This window comes from Bartonella sp. OD88NMGDW (genome assembly GCF_042193775.1).
Taxonomy (GTDB): Bacteria; Pseudomonadota; Alphaproteobacteria; order Rhizobiales; family Rhizobiaceae; genus Bartonella; species Bartonella grahamii.
Genome location: NZ_JBHIMA010000002.1, coordinates 259065 through 285956, shown reverse-complemented (window position 1 = coordinate 285956; position 26892 = coordinate 259065). Strand labels below are relative to the sequence as shown.

Annotated in this window: 23 protein-coding genes and 1 tRNA gene; 7 read left to right on the top strand and 17 right to left on the bottom strand. The window is 37.7% G+C overall.

Annotation, left to right across the window (positions count from 1 at the left end):
* Positions 1-578: 578 nt before the first annotated feature.
* The 4 genes from ACFIJR_RS02795 to ACFIJR_RS02780 all read right to left on the bottom strand — a co-directional run bounded on the left by ACFIJR_RS02795 (position 579) and on the right by ACFIJR_RS02780 (position 5705).
* Complete coding sequence (locus ACFIJR_RS02795; protein WP_375626293.1) at positions 579-1634, bottom strand: DUF2125 domain-containing protein; 1056 nt, start codon at positions 1632-1634, stop codon at positions 579-581.
* Between the two features lie 422 nt (positions 1635-2056).
* A complete protein-coding gene (locus tag ACFIJR_RS02790) occupies positions 2057-2803 on the bottom strand; it encodes a glutamine amidotransferase (RefSeq protein WP_375626031.1) in 747 nt (248 codons plus the stop codon).
* Positions 2804-2949: 146 nt separating this feature from the next.
* On the bottom strand, positions 2950-4509 hold the full coding sequence (locus ACFIJR_RS02785; RefSeq protein ID WP_375653484.1) for a heme biosynthesis protein HemY: 1560 nt from the start codon (positions 4507-4509) through the stop codon (positions 2950-2952).
* Between the two features lie 11 nt (positions 4510-4520).
* A complete protein-coding gene (locus tag ACFIJR_RS02780; protein WP_375653482.1) occupies positions 4521-5705 on the bottom strand; it encodes a COG4223 family protein in 1185 nt (394 codons plus the stop codon).
* Positions 5706-6089: 384 nt separating this feature from the next.
* Here ACFIJR_RS02780 and tsaD point away from each other — a divergent pair, with 384 nt between their 5' ends.
* The 3 genes from tsaD (at position 6090) to ACFIJR_RS02765 (ending at position 9358) form a co-directional block, all read left to right on the top strand.
* Positions 6090-7184 carry a tRNA (adenosine(37)-N6)-threonylcarbamoyltransferase complex transferase subunit TsaD gene (gene tsaD, locus ACFIJR_RS02775; protein ID WP_375653480.1) on the top strand — a complete coding sequence of 365 codons (1095 nt, stop codon included), beginning with the start codon at positions 6090-6092 and terminating at the stop codon, positions 7182-7184.
* Between the two features lie 601 nt (positions 7185-7785).
* Positions 7786-8220 (top strand): EVE domain-containing protein, encoded by a 435-nt coding sequence (locus ACFIJR_RS02770; RefSeq protein ID WP_375626040.1) that lies wholly within the window; start codon positions 7786-7788, stop codon positions 8218-8220.
* Between the two features lie 457 nt (positions 8221-8677).
* Positions 8678-9358 (top strand): response regulator transcription factor, encoded by a 681-nt coding sequence (locus ACFIJR_RS02765; protein WP_375626042.1) that lies wholly within the window; start codon positions 8678-8680, stop codon positions 9356-9358.
* Positions 9359-9502: 144 nt separating this feature from the next.
* Here ACFIJR_RS02765 and ACFIJR_RS02760 read toward each other — a convergent pair whose 3' ends face one another.
* The 5 genes from ACFIJR_RS02760 to argH all read right to left on the bottom strand — a co-directional run bounded on the left by ACFIJR_RS02760 (position 9503) and on the right by argH (position 15956).
* Entirely contained in the window at positions 9503-10273 is a 771-nt protein-coding gene (locus ACFIJR_RS02760) for a class I SAM-dependent methyltransferase (RefSeq protein ID WP_375626043.1), read from the bottom strand.
* Between the two features lie 221 nt (positions 10274-10494).
* Entirely contained in the window at positions 10495-12924 is a 2430-nt protein-coding gene (locus ACFIJR_RS02755; RefSeq protein WP_375626045.1) for a TIGR02302 family protein, read from the bottom strand.
* A gap of 116 nt (positions 12925-13040) precedes the next feature.
* Positions 13041-14315 carry a diaminopimelate decarboxylase gene (gene lysA / locus ACFIJR_RS02750; RefSeq protein ID WP_375626342.1) on the bottom strand — a complete coding sequence of 425 codons (1275 nt, stop codon included), beginning with the start codon at positions 14313-14315 and terminating at the stop codon, positions 13041-13043.
* Between the two features lie 9 nt (positions 14316-14324).
* A complete protein-coding gene (locus ACFIJR_RS02745) occupies positions 14325-14504 on the bottom strand; it encodes an LPS translocon maturation chaperone LptM (RefSeq protein ID WP_375626049.1) in 180 nt (59 codons plus the stop codon).
* Positions 14505-14555: 51 nt separating this feature from the next.
* Positions 14556-15956, bottom strand: a complete 1401-nt coding sequence (gene argH, locus ACFIJR_RS02740; RefSeq protein ID WP_375626050.1) for an argininosuccinate lyase — start codon at positions 15954-15956, stop codon at positions 14556-14558.
* 32 nt (positions 15957-15988) lie between these two features.
* Here argH and ACFIJR_RS02735 point away from each other — a divergent pair, with 32 nt between their 5' ends.
* Positions 15989-16684, top strand: a complete 696-nt coding sequence (locus tag ACFIJR_RS02735; RefSeq protein WP_375626052.1) for a TlpA disulfide reductase family protein — start codon at positions 15989-15991, stop codon at positions 16682-16684.
* A gap of 1 nt (position 16685) precedes the next feature.
* On the opposite strand, the gene ACFIJR_RS02730 is transcribed toward ACFIJR_RS02735, so the two are convergent.
* From ACFIJR_RS02730 to ACFIJR_RS02720, 3 genes are all read right to left on the bottom strand, one after another.
* Positions 16686-17162 (bottom strand): YaiI/YqxD family protein, encoded by a 477-nt coding sequence (locus tag ACFIJR_RS02730; RefSeq protein ID WP_375649209.1) that lies wholly within the window; start codon positions 17160-17162, stop codon positions 16686-16688.
* Positions 17163-17193: 31 nt separating this feature from the next.
* Positions 17194-18048, bottom strand: a complete 855-nt coding sequence (locus ACFIJR_RS02725) for a YihY/virulence factor BrkB family protein (RefSeq protein WP_375626054.1) — start codon at positions 18046-18048, stop codon at positions 17194-17196.
* A gap of 409 nt (positions 18049-18457) precedes the next feature.
* On the bottom strand, positions 18458-19387 hold the full coding sequence (locus ACFIJR_RS02720; RefSeq protein WP_375626056.1) for a prephenate/arogenate dehydrogenase family protein: 930 nt from the start codon (positions 19385-19387) through the stop codon (positions 18458-18460).
* 1419 nt (positions 19388-20806) lie between these two features.
* Between ACFIJR_RS02720 and ACFIJR_RS02715 the strand changes: the two genes are divergently transcribed.
* Positions 20807-20995 carry a hypothetical protein gene (locus ACFIJR_RS02715; RefSeq protein ID WP_375653476.1) on the top strand — a complete coding sequence of 63 codons (189 nt, stop codon included), beginning with the start codon at positions 20807-20809 and terminating at the stop codon, positions 20993-20995.
* A 343-nt stretch (positions 20996-21338) separates the two neighbouring features.
* Here ACFIJR_RS02715 and holA read toward each other — a convergent pair whose 3' ends face one another.
* The 4 genes from holA to ACFIJR_RS02695 all read right to left on the bottom strand — a co-directional run bounded on the left by holA (position 21339) and on the right by ACFIJR_RS02695 (position 25107).
* Entirely contained in the window at positions 21339-22379 is a 1041-nt protein-coding gene (gene holA, locus ACFIJR_RS02710; protein WP_375653474.1) for a DNA polymerase III subunit delta, read from the bottom strand.
* A 4-nt stretch (positions 22380-22383) separates the two neighbouring features.
* Positions 22384-23178: an ABC transporter ATP-binding protein gene (locus ACFIJR_RS02705; RefSeq protein ID WP_015857078.1), complete on the bottom strand. Its 795-nt coding sequence runs from the start codon at positions 23176-23178 to the stop codon at positions 22384-22386.
* Positions 23171-24067, bottom strand: coding sequence for an ABC transporter permease (locus ACFIJR_RS02700; RefSeq protein WP_375653472.1), 897 nt, complete (start codon positions 24065-24067; stop codon positions 23171-23173). Before ACFIJR_RS02700 ends, ACFIJR_RS02705 begins: the two co-directional genes overlap by 8 nt.
* Positions 24068-24129: 62 nt before the next feature.
* A complete protein-coding gene (locus tag ACFIJR_RS02695; protein WP_375626061.1) occupies positions 24130-25107 on the bottom strand; it encodes an ABC transporter substrate-binding protein in 978 nt (325 codons plus the stop codon).
* A gap of 185 nt (positions 25108-25292) precedes the next feature.
* On the opposite strand from ACFIJR_RS02695, the gene ACFIJR_RS02690 reads away from it, so the two are divergent.
* Positions 25293-25367 (top strand) — tRNA-Gly (locus ACFIJR_RS02690).
* Positions 25368-25740: 373 nt separating this feature from the next.
* On the opposite strand, the gene ACFIJR_RS02685 is transcribed toward ACFIJR_RS02690, so the two are convergent.
* Positions 25741-26019, bottom strand: coding sequence for a hypothetical protein (locus ACFIJR_RS02685; protein WP_375648287.1), 279 nt, complete (start codon positions 26017-26019; stop codon positions 25741-25743).
* Positions 26020-26144: 125 nt separating this feature from the next.
* On the opposite strand from ACFIJR_RS02685, the gene ACFIJR_RS02680 reads away from it, so the two are divergent.
* On the top strand, positions 26145-26627 hold the full coding sequence (locus tag ACFIJR_RS02680) for a GNAT family N-acetyltransferase (protein ID WP_375653469.1): 483 nt from the start codon (positions 26145-26147) through the stop codon (positions 26625-26627).
* The last annotated feature ends 265 nt before the right edge of the window (positions 26628-26892 follow it).

The window sequence follows — 26892 nt, the reverse complement described above, 5'->3', positions numbered from 1 at the left end:
ATGCAATACAAATATATTCTGTTTTACGTGGAAGACATATGGCTGCATTAAAAAACATCAGAAACAAAAGGATATGCTTAATCCATTATTTAAAAGATATGACTGTAACTGCTTTTGAAATACGTGAAATCGAATAAAAAACGACAGTAAAAACGGACGTCCATTCTCCTCTTTACAACTTCATATTCTCATCCAACTAAGCTGTTTTACCTATTTCAAAGGTCACTCTAAACAGACATCTGCAATATGCTCAAAATTCCATACATAAAGAAAAAAGGTTCCTAACACGGCACCACACTACCTGTATAAAAAGGCAATTCAGCATACTTTAAAATGCCACTTTTTCCACACAAACACTGTTGCTATATGTAGTTTGACATAAGATTTTGTACTAAGTGAAAAGAGGTGGGATTAGTTAGGAGTAAGTGGTAATTTTTTATTTTTACAGCTATTTTTTTACCATTAAATACGCATTTTGTTAAAATAGATTTTGACACTCTAAAATTGCAAAAAAAGTGTAAAAATCAGAAAAAATCGAAATTTGGTGGTAAAAATGAAAAAAGGCTTGGGTACAAAACCTAAAGTGGAGCGAGACGACCAAGTTTTAAAAAACCTAATTTTACCCACCCATTATTAATGAGCAAGGGGAGAACGGGAGCGCCATCGGCATTTTTAGGCAGTGCACCCAAAATAAAAAATAACGCTTGAAGATTATTGTCCTGCGCGGGAAATAAGCGCTGCAAAGTGTTAAGAAGCTTCATGGGCTGAATATGGACAAGTTCGAATTCTGCTGTCAAATATCCTTCTTCATCAAAAGAAAAAGGTCCACTAATACGTAACCCACCACCTGTATGAAAAGTCAATTCACCTTGCTTTAAAAGCCCACTTTTTCCATACAGTCGCTGTTGCCAATTTTTCCCTTCATCTTCAGACAAAAAAGAGATGTCATTTAAAATCACTTTCAAGTTACCATCAATTTTTGGGACATCAACAAAAGAAGATGTAAAAACTAGAGAAACATCAAAACCGTCAAAAGTTATATTTCCCAACAAATCATTCTTTTCATGTTTCAGATCAAAGCGCAAAAATTCTGCCGTTATTTTTTGAGGCATATCTTTTGTCTCTAACGGCTGAGTAATCATGTCATGCGTATTTTGCAAAGATGCTTGATCTTCTACATTTTCCTGTGTCGTTTTTTTATCTGTTGTTTGTTCTCCTAATGCTTCTTGAGGCTTTTGATCTTCAAGGGAAGAGGAAAGAGGTGAAATTTCAAGCCCTTCAGCTATAAACTTCAATGTTTTACCCGTTTTCCAATAAGGTTCTGTTTCAATAACCAAATTGCGCCAACGCGATACTATGGAAGTTTGTCCGGAAAAAACAATTGATGCAGGAGAATGAACATTAAACTCGACCAAATGAGGTGCATAAATTGGTGCACCAGCTGTCAAACGCCCCGTCGATACAGAAACCCCATGTAAAGGCCAAGAAAATTGAAAATTGTCGCAAACAACACCGATACGTAAAGGATAACCATCCTTGCGCACATTCTCACATACCGCCGCCATATTATAGGAAGACGCTTTTGCAAATATATCAGAAACTTGCTCTTCTATTTTACGTGAAAAAAAAACCAGAGTGCGCTATAAATAAATATCAGAGCAAGACAAAGGAGCCCACAAATTAAATAGCTCAAAGAAAATCTCTTTTGTGATGACGGTATTTGAAAGGATTTAGACAACATTAAAACTTTCTTTATCTCTTAACTTCCTCCCCACCCTAAAAAGGACAAAGATTCTTAACCACAGTCAGTTTATAAACAATCCAACTTCTTAATCGACCGGATTTTATCTACTGATCACTTCAAGGAGTTCCTATACATCGTTCTAAAGTACAGTATCTCATAAGTCCACCCACCAAGATCTTTTTAAGAAAATCCATTACACTTTCTAACAAAAAATACCTCATGTGTAAAGTTTTACATGAGTTTTCTATCTCTGCCTTAAACGATACTGTTTTACAGCACAACAAGAACGATAATAAATAGTGTTTCTAACACTCACACAAATGCGGTCGGTACACAAAAAATCTGGTGTAATGCACCTTCAAACCATTGACTTAAAGCTTGATCATAAATTAAACGACCTTTCAAATGTGCACAAGCAGGTTGAGCACCTTTTTCAGTCAATTTATGTGCCGAACGCACGACTAACCGTCGCATCATAGCACGTGTAAACTCAGCATGAAATTGCAAACCCCATGCATTGTTTCCATAACGAAAAGCTTGTGTAGGATATGTATGCCCTGTTGCCAAAAGCATTGCCTCTTTCGGTAAATCATAAATACCTTCATCATGAAAATGATAGACCATTTCTGGCCAATTCATCAATTCCTTCCCTTGAGGGGTTGCTTCTAGTGGATACCAGCCGACTTCAACAGTCCCATCACTTCTTGTACCAACGCGCCCCCCTAGATTTCGCGCTAACATTTGCGCTCCAAGACAAATACCCAAAAAAGGCTTATTTTCCTTCAGTGATAACGAAATCCAATCAATTTCCTCACCAATATAGGCTTCGCTGTCATTCACACTCATCGGCCCCCCTAAAATAACAACACCGGCATAATGCTCTAATGTATCAGGGAGTTTTTGTCCAAAAATAGGACGATAAATATCAAGAACAAAACCATTTTGTTGTAAAAATTTTCCTAAACGACCAGTATAGGTAGACCGCCGATGAATAACAACAGCAATCCTTGGTTTGTTATTTTTTTGTTTTTTATCAAGACATCTCTGATGTAAAAACATTTTTTAACCAATCACCTCTGCAACCAAGCAAAACTTCATTTTTAAAGCATAAGAGAATAATTTTATTGGACAAGACTAACGATATTTTTTCTTCTAGGTCAATTGTTTCTTCTGAGAAAACATTTGTATTATCACATTGGTGCAATTTAAAATAAACGAAATTTTTTCCTCGATAAAGATGTTTCTTCTTCTGTTTTCACCCCTGGATCATCAACATTTAAGTGAGTTTGACTGAACATTTTTACATCTTGTTCTTTTATATCTTGTTTCTCCACCTGCGCATTATGCAAAAGAGAATCGTCTATAGGTGTTAATTTTTTAAGCTTCTTATCTTCAACACCATCACTTTTCCCCATAACATACTCTTTCTCTTGCTTTTTCGGCACAATATTGTCCGCCTCTAATGTGAGAGAAGGCATACAGGGAGGCGCCTTCCATTCAAAACAGCCCAAACGTCCACTGATTGGAGAAACCGCTGACCAAGAAGAAAAAATGGACCCATCACACATCCATACTGGATCACGTTCAGCACGAAGTGCTAAAGAAAGCCATTGACGCACAGCACCTTGATTGTTTCCCTGTGCCTCTTCAATATCTGCCAACAATAAATAAACACTTTCCCGTGGATGATACTGTAATGCTTTTTTTGCCTGCTCTCTCGCTAATGCTGTTTCACCAGCATCTAAAGCTGCTTTAGCAATAAGGAAAGCCGATTCAAATGCATCTTTATTATAAGAAGCAAGTGTCTTAGCCCTTTTTAATCGCCCAATGGCTCCTTCTTCTCTTTCAAGATAAAGCGTCCCCAAATCAGGATGAGGATTCTTTTGCCAAGCCGCTATAATCATTTTATCCGCTTTACGCGTTTCATTTAACTTATAAAGAATATCAGCAGCAATAACTATTACTGGAACAAAATCAGGCGCCAATTTATGGGCTTTCAAAATGGCTTCACGTGCTTGTACAGGATGTGTATCAAACAAAGAAAGTGCCTGCCCACTTAATAGTAAAACCTGTATATGCTGCCGCTCTGGAGTCGCGCGAACAGAACGCGGGAGAGCTTTTTGCGTTCTCTCAAAAATAGTAAGTGCCTTATCCCATTTACCCTCAGTACTTAACCGATCAAGCACCGCCTGATGCGCCCATAAAAGTGCTGGCGATAAAGTCAGTGCCTCTTCGGCATATTGTTGCGCTGCCTCATAAGCTTTACTCTTCATCGCTTCACGAAACAAACCATAAAGTCCAACCAATTTTGTCGAATCTTCCTTTCTCATCTCCTCATAAAGACCGATGGCGCGAACAGAGTTATTTTGTAAAGACAAGGTTTGCGCTTGTAAGAATTTTACCAATGGCTCTTGTTTTCCTGCAAGATATTTAGCAACCCGTGCTTCCATTTTTTGCGCAACCATACTATCACCAGCAAAAGTTGCAAGAATCCCCTTTGAAAGAGCTTCATAACCACGCTTTTGATGGCGTTTATAAAAATAATTGGAAAGAGCACTCGGTATGGAAAAAAAGAAAGACAATAACCACCATAAAAGCACCAGCGTTACAAAAAACAAAATAAGCACACTTAACACTGTAAGAAATGAAGCAGAAAATCTGAAATGCAAAAATGTGAGAACAAAAATACCATTGTGATTAGCAACCCACGTGAAAGCTAAACCGAGGATACAAACAACACAAATATAAATAAAAACACGTATCATCTTGGGCCTATTTACATCTTTGTTGCTTTAAAAGATCCTTGTTGCACAGACAATAACAATTGCTGCAACAACTGTTGAATAGCAATATGTCTTTCAAGCTGCTTAACAAAATCCATTGAAACATCTTTTGCACTTTGAGGCAATGATTGCCATTCGCTCAAAGCCTTTTCGTAATCACCAGCTTGAATGGCAACTTCCATGCGTGCCGCAATAGCCCCAAGCGTCATCCCTTCAACATTTCCAATCGGTCGCGAAACAATGAGCCCTTTTATCCATGCTAAAATTCGGTCAAAAAAACCAGCATCTGACGCAACAAGATTTTGCGTACCAACAATTGCATCGGCAACATGAGCAAAATCAACTGAAAGTTGTGCTGAACTTGGAAGACCCACAGTAGCTGTCTTTTGCAACACATCAAGTCCATCAATCGAAGGCGATAATTGCTGTAACAGCTTTAATTCATTATTATAAGATCCACCACGCTCTACAGCATTTTTTAATGAACTAATTGCGGTAAAGAGCGCGGTATCTATTTCTTTTTTCTCACTATTTTTAACAGCAGTTTCTTCTTGGATAGCTTCTAACTTTTGTTTTAACGCAGCAAGATCATTTGCATTGCTCTGCCCAACAGACAAAGCCGTCTCTATTTCTTTCGACTCTCTAACAAAAGTTTGTACAGTTTCTTCAAGAGCTTTTACTTTTTCCTCTAAAATTGCAAAAGCTTTTTTGCTTTCTTCTTTCGATAGTTCATCATTTTTCGTTGTTTTAAACTGTTGTGCTGAGAAAGAAGAAAACTCTGTTTTTAACATATCGATTTCTTGAAGTACCCGCCTCAATTGTTCCTTTGTGTCTTCACCTTGACTTTTTGCGGCTTCAGCAATCTGCAAAGCTTTTCCCCCCCCAACAGAATTTGCCACAAAAGGAGAAGGAAAAAAACCAGCCCATTGAAGCCCCATAAAAATTCCCAAAGCAATGAATCCTCCCAAAATCCCAGAAAGGGACAAGAAAAGCCAAGTTGTACTAGAGGTACTTTTATCCTGACCTTGTATATTCTGTTTTTCTCGCGCATGAGATTCTACAGAATTGTGGATTTTTTCCTCTGAATCATGGAGAACAGCTTCATGTTCAATAACTGGTTTCTTACGGCGCGTACCAGCATAATGTGGTTTAACTTTTGGTTTTGAAGAATCGACCATCTCTGTCACTTTTTGTGCACACTTTTTTTAATGATAAAATAATAAAATGAAAAAAGTTTTAAAAATGAAGCTTTTCTCAAATATCTTCGTTTGCTTTACATTCTTTTTATAAAGAGTATAACTTTATAAAAATTTTCCAAATCTCATTTTTCTCAATAATATTTACAATTATAGACTTTAATAGACAAGTTTTTAAAAACACATTTGCATTTTGTACTCAAAAATACAGCTTTATTTTTTAATCAACAATATCATGAAATTCAAAGAAAATACCAAAACACATATTTTTCATAGAAAAATCAATTCTAAGAGAAATACTTTGCATCTTTTTCTGTTCATGATACGCACACAGGAAAGAAGCTTCAATATAAGGTTTTGTTTAAAATGCGTCTTCTAGGAATAGAAACAAGTTGTGATGAAACGGCAGCGGCTGTCATTGAATATAACAATGAATCAAACAGCCGAATTCTTTCCAATGTTGTTTGGAGCCAAATTGATCACCATGCACCTTACGGTGGTGTTGTTCCTGAAATTGCTGCTCGTGCCCATGTTGAAGTTCTTGATCATTTAATTCTGCAAGCACTAACAGAAGCAAACACAAAATTAAAAGATATTGATGGCATTGCAGCCACCAGTGGACCTGGTTTGATAGGAGGATTGTTGGTAGGCGTTATGAGCGCAAAAGCACTCTCTCTTGCCACTGGCAAACCATTTATTGCGGTAAATCACTTAGAGGGACATGCTTTAACAGCTGTCTTAACGCACAATGTCAGCTTTCCTTATTTATTACTTTTAGTTTCAGGGGGTCATACACAAACAATCATTGTTCATGGAGTAGGCAACTACCAACGTTTAGGAACCACCATTGATGATGCATTAGGAGAAGCCTTTGATAAAACTGCAAAACTTTTAGGTCTTCCTTATCCTGGTGGACCAGCACTTGAAAAAGCAGCTTTATTTGGTGATAAAAATCGCTTTCCCCTTCCACGACCTTTAAAAGGTGAAAAACGGTTAGATTTTTCTTTTTCCGGACTAAAAACTGCTGTTCGACAAGCCGCAACAGCCATAGCTCCTCTTACAGAAAATGATATTGCTGACATTGCCGCAAGTTTTCAAGCCGCCGTAACCGATACGATACATGATCGTATTCACCTAGCCCTACAACACTTTACCCACCAATATCCTCTCTCTCATAATCAAGGAAAGCGTTCTCCTGCTTTGGTTGTCGCGGGCGGTGTTGCCGCAAACCAAGCCATTCGTTCTACGTTGCAAGAACTTGCCCATCAACATGGTTTTGAATTTATAGCCCCTCCTCTTTCCTTGTGTACCGATAATGCTGCAATGATTGCTTTTGCCGGTGCACAAAAACTCGCACGAGGAGAAACAAGCTCTCTCGACATTGCACCCCGCTCACGCTGGCCATTAGATGAAAAAGCCACGCCCTTGATCGGAATGGGACGCCGTGGAACAAAAGCATAATAAAATTGACGTCCCCCCACACACACATCTTAAAAAACGAAGATTTCTACTCAATTCGGTCTATGGATAGTCCGAACTCTCTATCGAGCGGATTCCACCTGCTTCCCACTCACACAATTCACTTAACCCAAAGCTCGACACGCAAACCTAAATATTCACCACACATTCTAAAAAACTTTATGTTTCAAAAAACTGCCTTATATCATTACACTTCAAATGACGGTATTTTACAGCATTATAAGATCTACTCTCTCCCACAAAGTATAGATATGAATGCTATTCTTTGACCTCATCATCTTTGATCATCTATTCGTTTCATTGCCGTTGTGATCTTAAAACTTTTTAGAATCAATTTTCTTAATTTTCTCCAAAAAACTCTTATAGTGACCGCATTTCAAACCATAGCTGAAAAGATAAGCAAAGAGCAAAATACCCTTATACAACATGAAATATCAATGGATCGCGTTTCTCTGCTACACGTTATTTTGAAACAAGAAAAAACAGATTATGCCCGTTCTTTACCCCATTTTAAAAATCATCGTTGATGGTGTTACAAAGATGCTTATAAAAATGCATAACAGTCTATGAAAAAGGAGAACTCATGGCTTATTGGCTTTTTAAATCTGAACCCCACAAATGGTCATGGGAGATGCAAAAGAAAAAAGGAGTTAATGGCGAACAATGGGATGGTGTACGAAATTATCAAGCCCGTAATAATATGCGCGCCATGAAATATGGCGATAAAGGTTTTTTTTATCACTCAAATAAAGGTTTAGAAATTGTAGGTATTGTAGAAATATGTGCTGAAGCACACCCTGATTCTACAAGCTCTGATCCACGCTGGGAATGTGTGGATATCCGTGCACTTTGTGACATGCCAACATCTGTTTCATTAAAACAAATTAAAGCCAATCCCAAACTAGCAAATATGGTGCTGGTTAAAGCCAGCCGCTTATCAGTGCAACCCGTGACAGAAGATGAATGGAAAGAAGTCTGTTTGATGGGCAACCTTAAGAGGGAAATGCTTGTATCTTGAAACAATAATTTTTATTCATTAACTCATATAAAAAGATGCTTCATAGCATTGCACAAAAAACCTCTTTATGATGCATCTTTTCGGTATTGCTAAAGGCAAAGCTTACTCAACGATTATAATAAGCAACACCACGAACATCACACACAAAACCCCCTCGCACACAAATGCAACGAAAAAACAAAAATAACCGTGAAATTCTCCTAAACAGTGTATATGTGTTAAGTGTTGCACAGTTCTCTTCACGCTTAAAACACGCATCATATTGAGTGTTCATTGCTTTACATGTTGGATGAGACCCCTCATACCCCAGGATTATCTCATTCCCAACCTGTTTATATTGAATCAATCAAACGCTCTTTTTTTAATTTTCCTCTTTTAATTTTTCTTGCATGAAATCTCATTTTTCACGAAACTACTCTTTACCAATCAGTGCATCAACATGCCTATAAGGAAAAACATGAACCACTATACTCTTTTAATTGTTGAAGACGATGATCTACGCCCCGTTTTAGTAGAACAATTGCAAATGCATCAAGAGTTTGAAATTTTCCAAGCAAAAACAGCAGAAGAGGGAATGAAAATAATCCAAGAAGAAAATATTGATCTCGCTATTTTGGGACTTAAATTTCCTGATCTTGATGGTTTCAAAGCCGTGAAAAAATTACGCATCCAAGGATTTCGTGCCCCCATTATCATGATAACAAATCATGATACAGACAGCGATAATATTTTAGATCTTGAAACAGGCGCCAATGATTATGTGACAAAACCCTTTCGCTTTGCGGTGTTATTAGCGAGAATTCGAGCACAGTTGCGCCAATATGAACAAAATGAAGACACAACCTTTCATCTTGGCCCCTATACTTTTAAACTGAGACAAAAACTTCTTCTTGATCAATGCAACACTAAAATCTGTCTCACAGAAAAAGAAGCAGCAATTCTTAAGTGTCTCTATTATGCCAATGATAAAATTGTTAGCCGTGAAACATTGTTAGAACAAGTTTGGGGTTATAATGAAAATATTGTCACCCATACTTTAGAAACCCATATCTATCGTTTGCGACAAAAAATCGAAAAAGATCCCTCCAATGCACAAATTCTCATAACAGATCAAAATGGTTATCGTTTAAATCTTTAATTCGAGATTTACTGTTTCAAAAATAATTTTAATATCTTAAATGAAAACAAAAACGAGATGAAAAAAACCTTCACATATAATGTGCAAAAATTAAAATAAGAAAATCCTTCTATATTTGCGGTTCTTATGCCAATGGCAAAATGATTAATTATCTTTATAAATTAAAATATTTCTCACTTGTGGAGATAAAGCAGGAATAAAAACACGTCGCGATTGACGACGCTGTACCAGCAAACCCTGATAAACACGTTTTTGTGCCTGACACATTAAGAGTCCACCAAAATAAGGCAAAAGATAGCGTGCAAATGGCTCATAAAAAAATGAGAACAACCGCGAAACATAACCCGTAGAGGGCATATAATGTACAATTTCTTGTATTGGCCCAGAAACAAAATTTGTTTTTTCGAACAAACGAGTAATTTGTTGCCGACTATAAGGCTCGCCATAACCAAAGGGCGTAGTAATATTGCGCGCCCAAAAACCAGAGCGATTAGGTACAATAACGATCAAGTGGCCATTGGGTGCTAAAACACGCCATATTTCATTCAACGTTTCAAATGAATTTTCTGTATATTCTAATGCATGTACCAATAAAATACAATCAACTGACGCATCAGGAAGCGGCAAATCTTCTTCAAAAACAAGCGCTGTAGCAACTTGCTCAGCACAAGGCCAAGGGAAAGCACCCTGAGCAGATGGCATAAAAGCAAAACATTGTTGGGCACGTTCACGCAATGTAGAAAGATAAGGAAGTGCATAACCCAACCCCATAATCCGTTTATCCGTAAGATCAGGCCACCATAAATTCAATTGGTCACACAGCGTCTTTTGCACACGCAGCCCAAGTGCAGAAGCATAAAAATCTTTCAGCGCAACGATATCCAACTCAACATACCATGTAGAAACAAATTTCAAACATTACAGATTTTCATATACCAAACTTATATGGACTTCTGCTCTTTTTCCGCAATAGCGAACATTTCAATATTTCATATTTTAAACTTAAATGATCAAAAAATCAGTACAGCAGGATGATTTTGCGTTACAAGCGCTTTAATCATTTTCTTGGAGATGAACCCCATAGAGATTCTTCATACACTATTTCTGACATCAATTAAGAAAAAAGCCAACACTGGTTAATTAAAATGAAGCAATCTTTCAAGATAGTTTTTTTCTTCTTCTGGAATATGCTCTTTACCAAGACGTTTGCGAATTTCATCCAAAATCTGCCGCGTACGCATTTGATCACTTTTTTGTGGTAGTGCCTCACCTTCTTGTTCTTCATCTGTTTTTGAAGAAAGTGGACGTCCTAACGGATCTTTAGGACCAGAATCAGCATTTTGATCATTTCCCGTTTCTTTGAGTGTTTCGCGCATTTTTTTCAAAACATTTTGTGCACCTTGCCTCAAAGATTCCAAAGCATCAGACTGATTTTGTATAGATACCTGATGATTTCCATTATCAAGAGCATTCTCCGCAGAATTCATTTTTTCTTCTGCCCTTTTCAATGCGCCCCCTGTTTCAAATCCTTGTTCTGATAATTCTTTTTCTAATGTTGATAATTCAGACTGCAATTCAGCTTGACGTTTTTTTAAAGATTTTTTCTGTGTTTCCGGCACATTTTCTCCGCGTTTTTGTTCCATCTCTAACTGATGTGTTTCATTGAGAATTTCTTGCTGACGACGCATTAAATCTCCAAGCTGGTCCATCTTTTCTTTCATTTGTGCAGATTGGCTTTTTTCTCCCTCATTTTGATTGCCTTTTTGCACATGCAAATGATCAAGCGTCTGTTCAACTTCCGCTAAGAGTTGTTCAGCTGCTAAAGAAGAGCCCGTTTTAGCCATTTCCTCAATTAAATTTAGCTTTTCTTGTAATGTAGCTTCAGAAAGATTAGGACTTTTTGAGCTTTTAGAATTTTTAGAAACTTGACTATCTTGTGCTTTTTCAGCCAAAGCACGAATATACTCATCCATAGCTTGACGTAAATCTGCCATAAGCCGTTCAATTTCTGCCGCTGAAGCACCGTAACGCAATGCATCACGTAAAGCAGCTTGAGCTTGTTTTAAATTTTTTTGCACGGATTCAAGCTGATTATCTTCAATACCCAAAGCAATTTGCCATAAATAATCCACCACACCACGCAAATCATCTTCTGTTTGTGCTAAAGAAAGTCTTGTCCACGCACTTTGTAGAACAAGAAAATGCTTTACATTTTGCAAACCTTTTTCTGGACGCACAAGCAAAGCAGAAAGCATATCCAATACACGCTCTCTCGCAGAAGCATCAAGCGCTAATAAACGACGCAATTCACTCACCGCACGCGCGACAGGATTTGAAAAAACGTGTTGCGGTAATGTCATAACAAAAGTTTTGCTACGCCCTTTCTGCCCCGCACCATCTTCTGCCACCAAAGTAATTTTGACTTGCGAACCTGCCCATGGATGCGCTGATATATCTTGCACCATCCGCATTTTTCCCTTTCCACCACGCGGAAGAAGAAGCTCTATTTCCGGAGCATTATAAAGAGAGGAAGCACTTTTATTCTGAGAAAGAAAAGGCTCTATTTCAACAAAAGCCTTTGTCACACCATAATCATCATCCACCACATATCGTAACTCTAATGATCCCGTTAAAATCCTCCCTGGTTTTTCCAGCCAATGAATTGTCGGAAGCGTGTCCTTAATCATCTGCAAATGCCACTGCTGTTTTTTACGACGTGATGATACAAATAAATTCATTGAATGCTTTAAATGTGTTTCAAAATGAGCGATTGGATCATTCAAAGCTGTTTGTTCCGTTTTCTCTGAAAACGAAACTTCCCTCCCATCTTCTACAGACTTTGCTTTTACTGTAACGCCAGCCCCATTGACAACACGCACAACAACATTACTCCCTTCAGGGATTTCTAGTTGTGTTTTCTCATCTTTTGTCAAATAAATCGGTGCCACACCGGTATAAGCAGGTGGTGTTACCCAAGCATCAATCCGCATGAATTTTTCATCAACAACAGGACGAAAATCAAAGGCATCAGCCAAACGCCCCCCTTGTGAACCAAAAGAAAAACTAAAAGCGCACACAAAAAGAAGAACACACAAAGCCCTCAAAGCCAAAGGATCATAATCCGCACTATTAAGAGAGATAAATCCAGTTTTTAAATGGTATAATTGTTTTGCCATTCGGCGTTGATGTTCACGCCAAATAACAGCACTAAAATCTTCATCATTTTCAGAACATAAACGATCTGTCTGAATATTCAAAGGCTGATGTCTAAGATCATTGACGCGTTCAAGACGGCAATTCACTTCCCGTATTGTGGGAAACCGAAAACGAACAAGAAAAAATAAACTCGCCCCAGCACAAACAAGTATAACCCCAAGTAAGAGCAAATGTGACCAATAGCCCAAAATGCCAAAAAGTCCCAACCAGCTAAACGAACAAAAGAGACTAACAACGAGGAAAAATGGCAACAACCGTACCCACATCCGTTCAAATGAAAGGATTCCCCACATCAAAATGCGCACACACAAAAGCTTCATTGCAAAGCCTTTGATGTTTTTATTTTTCATAAACAAGCATTTATCCCCTTTTATCGTGGTGCATTAAGATCATAAACCCCATACAAGACAATTTCTAGAAAATAAATTGTTTCATCAAAGTTTAGTAAAAATAAGACCAAAAACACTTAAGAATTCTCAACCCAATCAGGAATATGATCACATCCCATCAATTGAGCATAATCAAGACGTGGACGAATAACCGCATAACACGTATCTTGAACAAGAACTTCTGGGATCAAAAGTCGGCTATTATAAGTACTCGCCATCACAGCACCATAAGCTCCAGCTTGCGTAATTGCTAAAAGATCACCGGGTGCCAAAATCGGCAAGTAACGATCTAGTGCTAAATAATCGCCAGTCTCACAAACAGAACCAACAATATCTGCACGAATAAGGGGAGCATCTTTTGCTGCTTGTTTCACAAGGACGACATTCTGCCAAGCATCATAAAGCGTTGGACGCATCAGATCATTCATCGCCGCATCTACAATAACAAAATTCCGCCCTTGTCCCCTTTTTAAATAGAGAACAGATGTCATCAGTACACCAGCTTGTCCCACAATGCTCCGCCCCGGCTCCACAACAATATTAATCCCTAAAGGAGCAATATATTTCTTTACCAGCGCAGCATAATCAAAAGGAGAAGGTACAGTATGTTGTTCACAACCATAGGCAATACCAAGCCCACCACCAATATCTATATGCGTTATTGCATAGCCATCGCTCCACAATTGACGCACACAATCTGCAATAAGAAGGAATGCTTCTTCAAATGGCTTTAAATCACAAATCTGACTGCCAATATGCATATCAATACCGCAAACCTGCAATCCAGGTAAAGAGTCCGCTTTTTTATAAGCCTCTCTTGCCAACAACAATGGAATACCAAATTTATTTTCAGATTTTCCTGTTGTAATTTTCTTATGGGTCTTTGCATCAACATCTGGATTAATGCGCAATGAAACACGTGCTATCTTTGAAAGCGCAACAGCACGTTGAGATAACTGTTCAAGTTCCGGCTCTGATTCAACGTTAAAACAATAAATATCCTGTGCAAGAGCAAAATCTATCTCTCTCATGGTTTTACCAACACCAGAATAAACAATACGATGTGCCGGAATACCAACAGCAAGGGCACGCCGTAATTCCCCTTCTGAGACCACATCAGCTCCCGCTCCATTGTTCGCTAAAAGCCGTAAAACTGCTTGATTAGAATTGGCTTTAACCGCATAAGCAAGCAGACTAGGCATCCCTTGAAAAGCCTTTTTATAGTCTTTAAAACGTGTAACCAATGCATTGGCGGAATAACAATAAAAAGGAGTCCCCACCTCCTGCGCAAGAACAGCAAGTGAACAACCCTCAGCATGAAGCATACCTTGATAGTAAGAGAAAAAATCCACACTTTCCTCCTACTTTATCAAACGATCAAGAATAAAAGGTTTATCATCTTCACTTTGAGCAACAGATGTTCCTTGCACAGACTTTTCCACACTTGTAAGAGGCATTTCCAATGACCCTTTACGCCCACACCCAGCAACACAAACGCCTCCTAAAAGGACAATCATCAACCCCTTTAATATAATTTTCATCTGTCCTCTTTCCTCATCTCGATCTCTTTTTTACCTTTAAAATACAATCACTCAAGCGTTCACAAGACACTTTTTCCAATACGCAATTTGCCGAAGAACCTCTGAAGGTGCTGTTCCCCCAAAGCTTTTGCGACTTTCAACAGATTTTTCAACGGTCAAAACATCAAAAAGTGTCGCATTGATATCAGGACAAATTGCTTGAAGTTCATCTAATGATAAATCCTGAAGGCGACACTGTTTTTTTTCTGCCAATGCCACAGCACACCCTGTGATATGATGTGCTTCGCGAAAAGGAATCCCTAAATTGCGTACAAGCCAATCAGCAAAATCTGTAGCTGTTGCATAGCCAGAATCAGCGGCTTGTTTCATAACTTCTTTATTAACTTTCAAATCAGCAATCATCCCTGTCATTGCTGCTAGTGATAATTCCAAACTCAAAGCCCCATCAAACACATATTCCTTATCTTCTTGCATATCCTTTGAATAAGCAAGGGGTAACCCTTTCATCACCGTTAACAACCCCATCAATGCGCCATTCAACCGTCCCACTTTAGCCCGCACAAGTTCGGCAGCATCAGGATTTCGCTTTTGCGGCATAATAGACGAACCCGTTGAAAAAGCATCTGATAAACGAATAAAATAAAACTGTTCACTTGACCAAAGAATTATTTCTTCTGCTAAACGTGAAAGATGCGTTGCACAAAGAGCGCCAGCGCTTAAAAATTCTAAGGCAAAATCACGATCCGAAACACTATCAATCGAATTGCGTGTAGGTTCTCGAAAGCCTAACGCTTTTGCTGTCATAAAACGGTCAATTGGAAAGCCTGTACCTGCTAAAGCAGCCGCCCCTAAAGGCGATTCATTCATGCGCTCAATCGCATCACGCATCCGCGATAAATCGCGACCAAACATTTCAACATAAGCCATCATATAATGGCCAAATGTTACCGGTTGTGCTGATTGTAAATGCGTAAAGCCTGGCATAAAGGTATCAACATGTTGTTCTGCTCGAATAAGCAATTGCTCTATCAATCCTTTTAAAGCTTGTGCTATCTTTTGCGTTGCTTCACGCACCCACAAGCGAAAATCAACAGCAACTTGATCATTGCGTGAGCGAGCCGTATGCAAACGCCCTGCTACAGGACCAATCAATTCGCTCAGCCGCGCTTCAATATTCATATGAATATCTTCAAGCTTTCGTGAAAAAACAAATTTACCGTCTTCAATTTCTTGGCGAATAAGTTTCAAACCATGAACAATTTTTTCATAATCTGATTGTGAAATGATTTTCGTTTGCGCTAACATAGCCGCATGAGAAAGGGAACCTTCAATATCTTGTCGATAAAGTTTTTGATCAAAATCAATAGAGGCATTAATTTCTTCCATAATTGCAGCAGGACCTGCCGCAAACCGACCACCCCACATTTGGTTCTTTAACTTCTCATCTGTCATATTCTGAAAACACCTATTTAAAGGACAAAATTATGATTTTTCAAATTTTCATCAGCGAAAAAAACAATAAAAAAAGGCAATTCTCCCTTGCTTTCTTTATCATTGCATTGAGTTTATACGCAACCATAAACTACGATACCAAAAGAGAGTCTTTTCTTTTCAATTTCATTTCAGCAGCACAAGCACAAAAAATAAACATTGATAAAGCACGAGCAGAAAAAATGATGGCGATCCGAAAAGCAGCAAAAGGCTTTTTTAGCCACATAAGATTTGCTGATACGCCCTCAGATATGAAGAAACTCTCTTTCAAGGACATTCGAGGAAAAGAGCGCACACTCAGCGAATTTACTGGAAAACCGATGCTGGTCAATCTATGGGCTATTTGGTGTGCACCTTGCCGCACAGAAATGCCAGAACTTGCGCAATTAAAACATGAATTAGGTGGAGAAAACTTTGATGTCATAGCTATTAATATCGATAAAACTGCTTCTCCTGAAAAAATTCAGCAATTTTTACAGAATATTCATGCGGATAATTTGCTTTACTATCGCGATGAAACAATGGATATTTTCAACAATGTTAGAAAACAGGGGCTTGCTTTAGGACTCCCCATTACATTTCTCATCGATAAAGAGGGATATCTCATTGCTTCCTTCAATGGTGCAGCTCCATGGGCCAATGACGATGCCAAAGCACTTATAAAAGCTGTTATAAAAGAAGCCCTATAACCTAATAACCGCTTCTTTTTAAACGTTGTATAACAAGATCCAGTGCTGACAAAAAGGCAGAACGGTCTTTACGAGAAAAAGGACGGGGACCACCTATTATACTGCCCTGTCCACGCAAATCTTCCATCAAATTGCGCATCGCCAAAGCCTGACCAATTGAATTTACATCAAAAATACGCCCCGTTGGCGAAAGACAAAAACCCCCAGCTTGCACAACCCGTGCTGCTAAAGGAATATCACTGGTAATAACGATACTTGCCTCATGCACATGTTCTACGATCCAATCATCAGCACAATTGAATTCACCAGCAACGACCACTCTTTCAATGAGTGCTTCATCTGGAAGGGAAAAAAAACGATTTGCCACAACAAATGTCTTAAGCTGATAACGATTCATCACACGATAAACTTCATCTTTTACAGGACAAGCATCCGCATCAATCAACAAAGTAATAGCAGGCTTTATTGGGATATTCATACCTTGGCTTTCACGCAATAGTTAAGTTCTTTCATCCATCTGAATGTTGCAAATGCTTGCGATAAAACATTATCGCCGCGTTTATTTCTCCTCCCAAAATAAAAATTGCACTCAAGATGTAAAGAAAAATAATAGCAACCATAATAGATGCTAACCCTGCATAGGTAGAAATATAATCAAACATTGTCAAATATTGTGCAAAAGCAATTGAAGCCATAAACCATACAAACATTGTCAGTACAATTCCTGGTAAAATATCTATAAACTTCCGCCGCTCTGCTGGTAGCCATTTATGCACAATCAAAAGACTTACAAAGAGAACAACCGCTGCGATTATGTAACGCCATAGACGAATGACACCGATATATTCTGTAATGAAAAAAGAATGATTTTGCATAATCTTGATAAGCAGAGGTGTTAAAATCAACAAAACGCTGATCACAATAAGACCAACAGCTCCAAGAATCACAAAAAACAAACTTTGAAAACGACAAAACAACAAGCTACGCCGATCAACAACACGATAAGCTCTATTTAAAGCTGTACGTAACGCCTCTACCCCATTAGAGGCAAAATAAGCCGCTCCAATGACAGAAACTGTCAACACTCCCCCCCGCTGTATGGTTAAAACATTGATAATTTCCTGAGATAAAGGCTCTGCAATGACATCTGGTAATAACTGCACCAAAGCTTTGATTTTTTGCGGTGTATATGTAAAAGCACCAAGAAAACTGGCAAGAGAAGTTCCAAAAATAAAAAAAGGAAAAAATGCTAAAAGCCCAGAGAGCGCGACATGGCTTGCAAAAGCACTCCCATTATCACGCCAATAATGGCTTACTGCGTCAACAAGGATACGATAGCTATACCTAAAGATATTTCTTAACAAATCTCTATACTTTCTGGTAAAACTCTTCCTCTGTCTATTTCAAGCTTTATAAAAATCATCAAAACTCTGCAAACAAACATCTTCCGATGTTGTAATATAAAGGGCAATAATCAACACGGTCAAGCCTGACTTTATACTAAAACAAAAACAACAACCCACTATATGAAATTCTACAACGACTTCATTTTTTTGTCTCTTCTATAGATCAGTAACCTCTTCTGTACATCATATGCCCTATAGAGAGTTAAGCACGATAATCTTGCACACATAAAACCTTTTGAAGTCATAGTTATCTGTATCGAAGCAATCGCCACTCTTTTTTATTGCCATCTATGACTGAATAAAGAAAAAACTTCTTATCGATTTCTAGAAAAAACCAATGAAATTCAACAAAAAACCTTGCTTTTATTCACCCTTTTTTAGAAACACTCTGACGTCCAAAATCAGGAGCATCAATTTCCTGTCCAGCATCAATAATATTGCGACGTACAGCACGCGTACGTGTAAAAAAGTTAAACAATGTCTCACCATCTCCTAAACGAATTGCCTGCTCTAAAAAAGCAAGCCCCTCACTAAAACGGCTCAACATTTCTAAAATAGCATCCTTATTATGCAAACAAATATCGCGCCACATAACGGGATCAGAAGATGCTAAACGTGTAAAATCACGAAAACCGGAAGCGGAATAAGCAATGACTTCTGAATTTGTTACTTTTTCTAAATCACTCGCTGTCCCAACAGTATTATAAGCAATCAAATGCGGCAAATGCGAAACAATAGCCAAAACAAGATCATGATGTTTAGGATCCATCTTTTCGACACGCGCACCACAAGCTTCCCAAAACGCTGTTAATTGTGCGACAGCAGCAGCATCACTCTCAGCAAAAGGCGTTAAAATACACCAACGATTCATAAATAAATCAGCAAAACCAGCATCTGGTCCTGAATATTCCGTTCCAGCAATTGGATGCCCTGGAATAAAATGAACTGTTTTTGGCAATAAAGGTGCCATTTCCGCAATAACCAACGCTTTCGTAGAACCAACATCACTCACAATCGCTCCAGGTTTTAAATGATCACGAATGTTTTTTGCTACTTCTGCACTAGCCCCAACAGGAACAGAAAGAATAACCAAATCTGCTCCTTCAACAGCTTTTGCATTATCTGTCGTATAAAAGTCCCCAAGCTCCAATTCGCGCGCTCTTTTCAAGGTTTCTGAACGACGTGTTGCAATAGAAATTTGAGCCGCAAGATTTTTCTTTTTAATAACTCTTGCTAAAGAAGATCCAATCAGACCGATTCCAATGAGTGCTATTTTTTCAAATTGAATATGGCGCATCTTTCACCTTCAAAGATTCTTTGCAAATGGCAATAAAAACAATTGTAAAATCATAATTTTCCTGTCTGTTTGTTCAAGAGTTATGCGTAAAACATTAAAAAACAACAACTAGGAAATAAAGAATAACGCAGTTTACCAATCATCACCTGCGCAAGCTGACAACAGATCATTTTACCTAGAAAATACATAAAAAATAAATGACGAGAAATCTAACATCACGCTCTAAAACTCCCACTTAATTACTGATCAAAGCGCATCACTGAAACAAAAATTAAATGCACTCTCAATTAAGATAACAACGACTCTACATAAAATCTCATCAATTTACTTTATCTTACTAAATCTTACTAATTTACTCACAAAAAACACATCAAAAGCGTAAGCAGACACCAACTCTTTCCAAATTATCCCAATACGTTCATTAATTTGTACATCAGACCTATATAAGAATGTATTACGCCTCCACCTACAACATCAACACAAGTTTTATGAATATTGAAAACACCGTAAAATAACGCATACAAAAAATACCATTAAAAACATTTTCCTCTCCCGATTCCTGATACCGTAAATCAAACAAATATGAGAAAAACACGCTCTCTCAATAAAGAAAAAGTTTGATAACAAAACACCGAATATCCCTTTAATGGAGCCATACCCCTCACGTAAAACAAAGCGCCCTAAACAGGATAGATTTGGATTGCAAATTCATGCGTTTGTTTTAAAAAGACATCTCTCTCCCCAGCCTATCTCACGACAGTGTTTGTAAATGTTATAACTATAAATCCATTAAGCACGACCCTCTTCACACTTAATAAAACACTATCATTATATTTGCCTACCTCCAATGTTGCAAAAACCCTTGGAATTTGAGAGCATTCATAAGAGGCATTTTTAGTGCTTTCTTGCACAGTTTTTATCCACACGCCCCCACTTATGACGTGCAAAAGACATCGTTTTGATTGACTCAATATGAAAAATGATGAGTTATAATAATAAACAATGGCTTGCTCTGTTTATGAGACACATTCATTGCTAAGATAATCATCTCTGTATCAAAAATAAAAATCTCCTCATAGGTACTGTCGTTTTCATCATAATCTATTTTGACTTTCTCCTCATCCCACGAAGATTCTTAGTTCATACCGATCTGCAAACAATTCATTTTCTTGTCTAAAAGATTCCACTAATTCACTATTTTAAGTGATTCAATTAATCTATAATATATTGATTTATAAATATAATAATTGTTTTTCAATTTGAATCATAACTTCAAATACGGTAAAATTCTTCCATCACAAATCCTCTTACCAATTAAAATCTCTTGTCTGCACGTCACAAGAAGACATGTGAGAAAAAAATGATGCAAAACGCTCTCTAATGCCAAAAACTGTAGCAAATTAGAGACTAGACAAATATATGATGATGCTCTGGCTTGCACTTTTATTAAGCGTAAAAATAGTGATGCTCTATGGATTTTATATTCTTCGAGGAGCACTTTACCATTATACCATTCATAAACACCGCCGCGAAATAGATATGCGCGCATTGAGAAATATTTCTAAGAAAGCGTATGAATCTACCATACAAGTGTCTTCTGTTGTTTGAGATGCTCTGTTTTGCATGAGGGATGTTACTCCATTAAGGCGCTATGAACTAGCCTAATATTCACCCCATACTCACACAAAAAACACCGAATACGTAAATTTTGCCTGAGCCCTATATCACGAACCAACAGTGTTTTACGACACAACAAGATAATAAAACCGTGTAAAAACTGCCTTTCAAAGATAAATAATTTTTCTGAAGAAAAGTTTCTATAAAAATTTCAAGCTCTTCAAATGCAACTTCAAAACTACAACTAACCTCTACTTGATAACACAACAGTTTTAATTGCTGAAAACACCTCTGTGGCGTACTAAAAATAAAAAATCATCATATTTCTAAACTGTTAAGCTGCCATCTGGCGTCGTGCAATAATTGTAAGCCCTAACAAAACTTGACGAATGATAGCTTCACCCAAAAGTGGATTTTTACGACTGTCTAAAACAGCACTCTGAATTTTTTCCATTGCATAAGAAATCTGTTCTAACTTCCAATATTTTAAAGCTTGTTCAACGATCTTTTTCCGTTGAAAAAAAATGGGAGGCCGTGCTTGAGAAACCACCGTAAAAGGCGATTTTCCTTCAACCTCTACTTGATAACGCAATAGCTGTAATTGCTGAAAATGCCTTTGTGCTGCACTCAAAATAAAAAAAAGCGCCCCATGCAATGCTGCATGTCGGTTAAAATGCACTTCAAAGCCTGATATATCGCCCAATAAAAGAGCATCAATGACTTCATCTTGAGAAAGAGCACTGACATCGCTTACAACAGCTTTGACATCTTCAAGAGTAATATGAACATTTGCAGCGTAAAGACAAAGCTTTTCTAATTCACCTCGTGATACAAGGCGATCCGCCCCTAAACTTTCATGTAACCATCTACGTGCATCCAAAGAAATAGTCTTCTTAAACTGCCCTAAAACCTCATCAATCAAACCGTCAAGAGAACGCATATCATCTGCAAAACAGGGCAAAGCCATTGCTTTTGATGCTGTTTCAACAGCATTGCGCAACCCTGTTCCTTTTTTTAAATCCCCTGCCTCAATGAGAATAAAACAGGCTTCTGGTGGATTCTCAATTAAACGTTTCAAGGCAGCAAGAAAACCCTTTTGGTTAGCAGCATTAGAGATCCATATCAAACGGTCTCCCCCAAAAAGCGATAACGTACGCGCTTCATTTTCCAAACGTGCAGGATCTTTATCAATTTCAGCAGCATCCAAACGAATTGTCGAAAATGGATCTTCTATTGCTACCTTTGTAAGTTTTGCAAAACATTGTGCACGCTCACAAATAAGACCACGATCTGGCCCATAAATGAGAACAATAGGAAAAGCACGTGAAAAACGCGTTAAAAACTGATCAACTTCATGTGCTTTTTTCTGAGCCACATTATTAATCCATTAACAGTTCATCATCATCAAGAACTTCCCCGCGAACTTTCTGAAACATGCCAATTAAATCATTGACATCCAAGCCCTTACGCTCTTCATGACAGACATCCAAAATCACTTTTCCACCATGCAACATCAAGGTGCGATCGCCATAATCAAGAGCCTGGCGCATAGAATGAGTCACCATGATAGTCGTTAATTTTTTCTCTTCAACAATTTTTTCAGTCAACCGCATCACAAAATCAGCCATTCCAGGATCAAGCGCTGAGGTATGTTCATCAAGCAATAAAACATCTGCATGAGCTAATGTTGCCATCACAAGGCAAACAGCTTGGCGTTGCCCACCTGATAAACTATCCATAGGATTATGAATATATGCTTCAAGACCAATGCCTAATTGAGCAATTTTCTCTCGAAAAAATTGCCGTTTCTCATGGTTTAAAGCCGACCGCAAACCACGACGACTTCCTCGAAGAGCAGCAAGAGCCAAATTTTCTTCAATTGTTAAAGAACCACAACTGCCTATTAAAGAATCTTGAAAAACACAAGCAACCTTTCCAGCGCGTTCACTGACTGACTGCCTAGAAACATTTTGCCCATTGATAACCACTTTCCCTGTTGAGGGAAGCGTTGCACCCGCTAAAACACTGAGCAAGGTTGATTTACCAGCGCCATTTGAACCAATAACCGTAACAAAACTACCCTGATCGATTTTAAGGTTAATATCAATCAAAGCCTGTTTTTCCAAAGGTGTTTGAGGTTTAAATGTAACCCCAACATGAGAAAACTCAATCACGTTTACGCCTCCTCCAATAGCGTGGCACAATAAGGGTTAAAATAACCAACAATGAAGTAATCAACTGAAGATCTGTCGACGTATCAATACCAATTCCATTTGCTTCAAATGCAAATTGTACCGCCACACGATAAAGCACAGATCCCACAATACAGCTGATTATAATCCAAAAAATATTACGCGTACGAAATAAAGTTTCACCGATAATCACAGCTGCCAACCCAAAAACAATTGTTCCAATTCCACCGGTAATATCCGTTGCAATCGCAGTTTGAATATAAAGAGAACCACCAAGTGCAACACAGGCATTTGAAAGCCCCATACCAAAATAAATTAACGCCGACGTATGGACCCCTTGAGCTGTAGCCATCCGTGGATTAGCTCCCATTGCACGCATAGCAAGACCTATTTCGCTTTCCAAAAAACGCCAAATCAAAAACGCTACAACCAGCAATACAGTCCCAATGAAAAGAGGACGCACAAAAATATCAGACAAACCAAACAGATTATAAAAGGGCGTTAACGCCGTATCAGCAAGCGCTAAATTAACATTAGATCCTCCCATAATTCCCATAATACGAAGATTAACCGTATAGAGTGCTGACATTGTTAAAATGGAAGCCAAAAGATTCAAAATACCAAAACGCAAATTCAACATAGCTGTTAATAAACCAGCTACCATGCCTGCACAAAAAGCACATGCCATAGCTGCCCATGCATTAAAACCTAAAAGAATCAAGACACCACAGACACAAGACCCAAGAAGAAATGAACCATCAACTGTTAAATCAGGAAAGTCCAAAACGCGAAAAGAGAGATAAACCCCTATAGCCACAAAAGCATAAATAAGACCTAATTCCACAGCGCCAGAAAACGCAAATATATTCATGTAAAGACAATCCCCATGAAAACTTAACGTATTTTATTGTATCAACATCCTATCAATGAAAGTCATTGAATCACTTTTGTCGCGCGATCAATAACTGCCTGCGGAATAACAATCCCCGCTTTTTTTGCTGCTTTCATATCAATTCGAATGTCATTATTAGCCGCCTGCACAACGTCAATATCACCAGGCTTTTCACCCTTTAGAATACGCACAACCAACTTCCCAGCATCACCCCCTACATCATAGAAATTCACACCTTGCGTCATAAAAGGACCGCGTCCAATAGAATTAGCATCAACAGTAAATATAGGAACATTTGCTTCCTGTGTGACCTTTACTGCACCCTCTAAAACAGAAAGAACAGTATTATCAGCAGGAATAAAAATGATATCTACCTTACCGATTAAAGCCCGTGTTGCTGCCTGAACATCTGAAGGTTTTGGTGCCGATGAAGGAACGATTTCAATTCCAACTTTTTTTGCCGCATCCTTTAACACCTTAAGTGTTGAAACAGAATTTGCTTCAGAAGCATTATAAAGATAACCAATTTTTTTCAAATCTGGTTTTACTTCTTGTAAAAGTTTAACACTTTCTGCAACATCTATACGATCAGAACTCCCCGTCACATTACCGCCAGGTTTGGTAAGCGAAGAAACGATTTTAGCTCCGATAGGATCAGAAATCGCCGCAAAGACGATAGGAATTGTTTTTGTTGCCGCAAGCATTGTTTGTGCTGAAGGCGTGGTAATCGCTACAATAACATCAGGTTTATCACCAACAAATTTACGTGCAATTTGCGTTGCTGTTGAAATATTGCCTTGCGCTGATAAAAAGGTGAGCTGAAAATTTTCACCTTGCTTATAACCATTTTCTGCAAGAACATCTTCCACACCTTTACGAACGGCATCCGCAGCAGGATGGACCATAATTTGTGTGAGTGCAACTTTAATGTGTTTAACTTGGTCATCCGCTTTTGCAACACTGTTCATCATAAAAACAGCTGCAATGATAATCCCCAATATATTTATTCTCTTCAACATTATATTCCACCCCTCTCTATGCAAAATTAAAAAAGGAATAATCTATTACTGAAGAATCTTATAAAATCAATCTTTATTTCATTTTATTAAAACATGGACAAAATAAATCAAACTAAAATGATATTTTTTTGTTGCAATTCGTAGAAGCCTACGCCATACAGGCAAGATATATATCGAATCGGTAAGCGGGTGTAGCTCAGGGGTAGAGCACAACCTTGCCAAGGTTGGGGTCGTGGGTTCGAATCCCATCGCCCGCTCCATTGAATTTTGTATTTATTCGTTCTTGCGTGGAGCTGTAGCTTGCCACTAGTTTTTTTTACAAATTTATTTTTTCAAAGTTTTTTTAAGATTCATAATTTCTTATGAAGCATCTATTGGTTTGGTGTCTTAGATTATCAGATAACAATTTTTAACTTAGACGGATTTTTTCTGGAAGGTTGCTGTTGTCTGTTAAGTCGTTAAAGCCGTGTAAAATAAGCTTGAAAAGCGAAATGAACAATTCCCATTGGTTCATGACGCTGCTTAGCAACAATAACTTTATTTCTTGCCATCCCGAGAATAATTTTTTCACTATTGGCAGCAGATCTTTTGCGGCTTTGCAGATTATAGAAGCTTATGTAAAAGAATTTGGGATTACTTTTGAGCTAACGGATTTTTTACAGCCCCAGTATTAAAAAATGATGAGCAATTACAAAGAGAGCAAATATTAAACAAATCAAAAATTGACTTATCGTTAGAGAATAACTTTTTTTCAAAGGTACGTTTTTTACCGAAATTATGCCCTAAAATGAAGGTTGTTGATTTTCCAAATGGAGTATCTTCTGTTAATTCAACATTTGCTTCAGACACATTCAATATTGTCTCTGCTAAAAGTTTACAAAAAACTATACCTACAAACCAAGCAAAATCCATAATCCATTCCTTTAATGCACAAAAACTACCTTTAGCTTGGTGGGTTGGACCTCATTCGTCTCATTATAAAGTTGATGAAGTTCTCTTAATCTATTGGTTTAGAGCTTGTTGAAACAGAGGTAGGAATGGCAGCTTTAGCACAAAATATAGACTCACATGTTACTTCTATGCCGGATAACTTCAAAATCAAGGAAGTTGAATCTCTTCAAGATTTTAGAGATTACAGAAATGTTATGGCATCAGTATTCGAGCCTTTTGATGAAGAAGCGGTTATATTTTATGAAACAATAGGCCGTTGTTATAAAAAAGACTCTGATGTAGAGATGTTTGTTGGTTATATAAATAACAATCCTGTAGCAATATGTTTTTGTATTAAAGCCGATGGAGTTGGTGGAGTGTATGATATTGTCACCAATCCAGATTTTCAGAAAAGAGGTGTTGGGACATTCATGACAAAAATTGCTATTAAGCATTTAAAAAGAAAGAAATGCCATGTTATTGGTATGCAAGCATTTCACGAGGGAATTGGCATTTATAAAAAATTGGGTTTTATAAACTTTAGTGAATTTAAAGTTTATTCCAATAAACACATGATCATTGAGCGATGAATTCTTTTCATCGATAAGCGAATTTATTAGATAAGCGAATTTATTATTTTCAGCAAAACTCAAATACAGAAAACCAATCTATACAACCAAGAAAGTTTAGCCAATCTCCTTTAATACTGATAATGAAAAGCTAAAAAAGTTATTACAGATATAATTGTTTCAAATGACTCACTCAATTTTTCTTACTTTTATGATTTTCAGGATCATTGTCTTAAAAAAGATATCTATAAAAGATCTAAGTTGAACAAGTGAAAATTTTATTTGA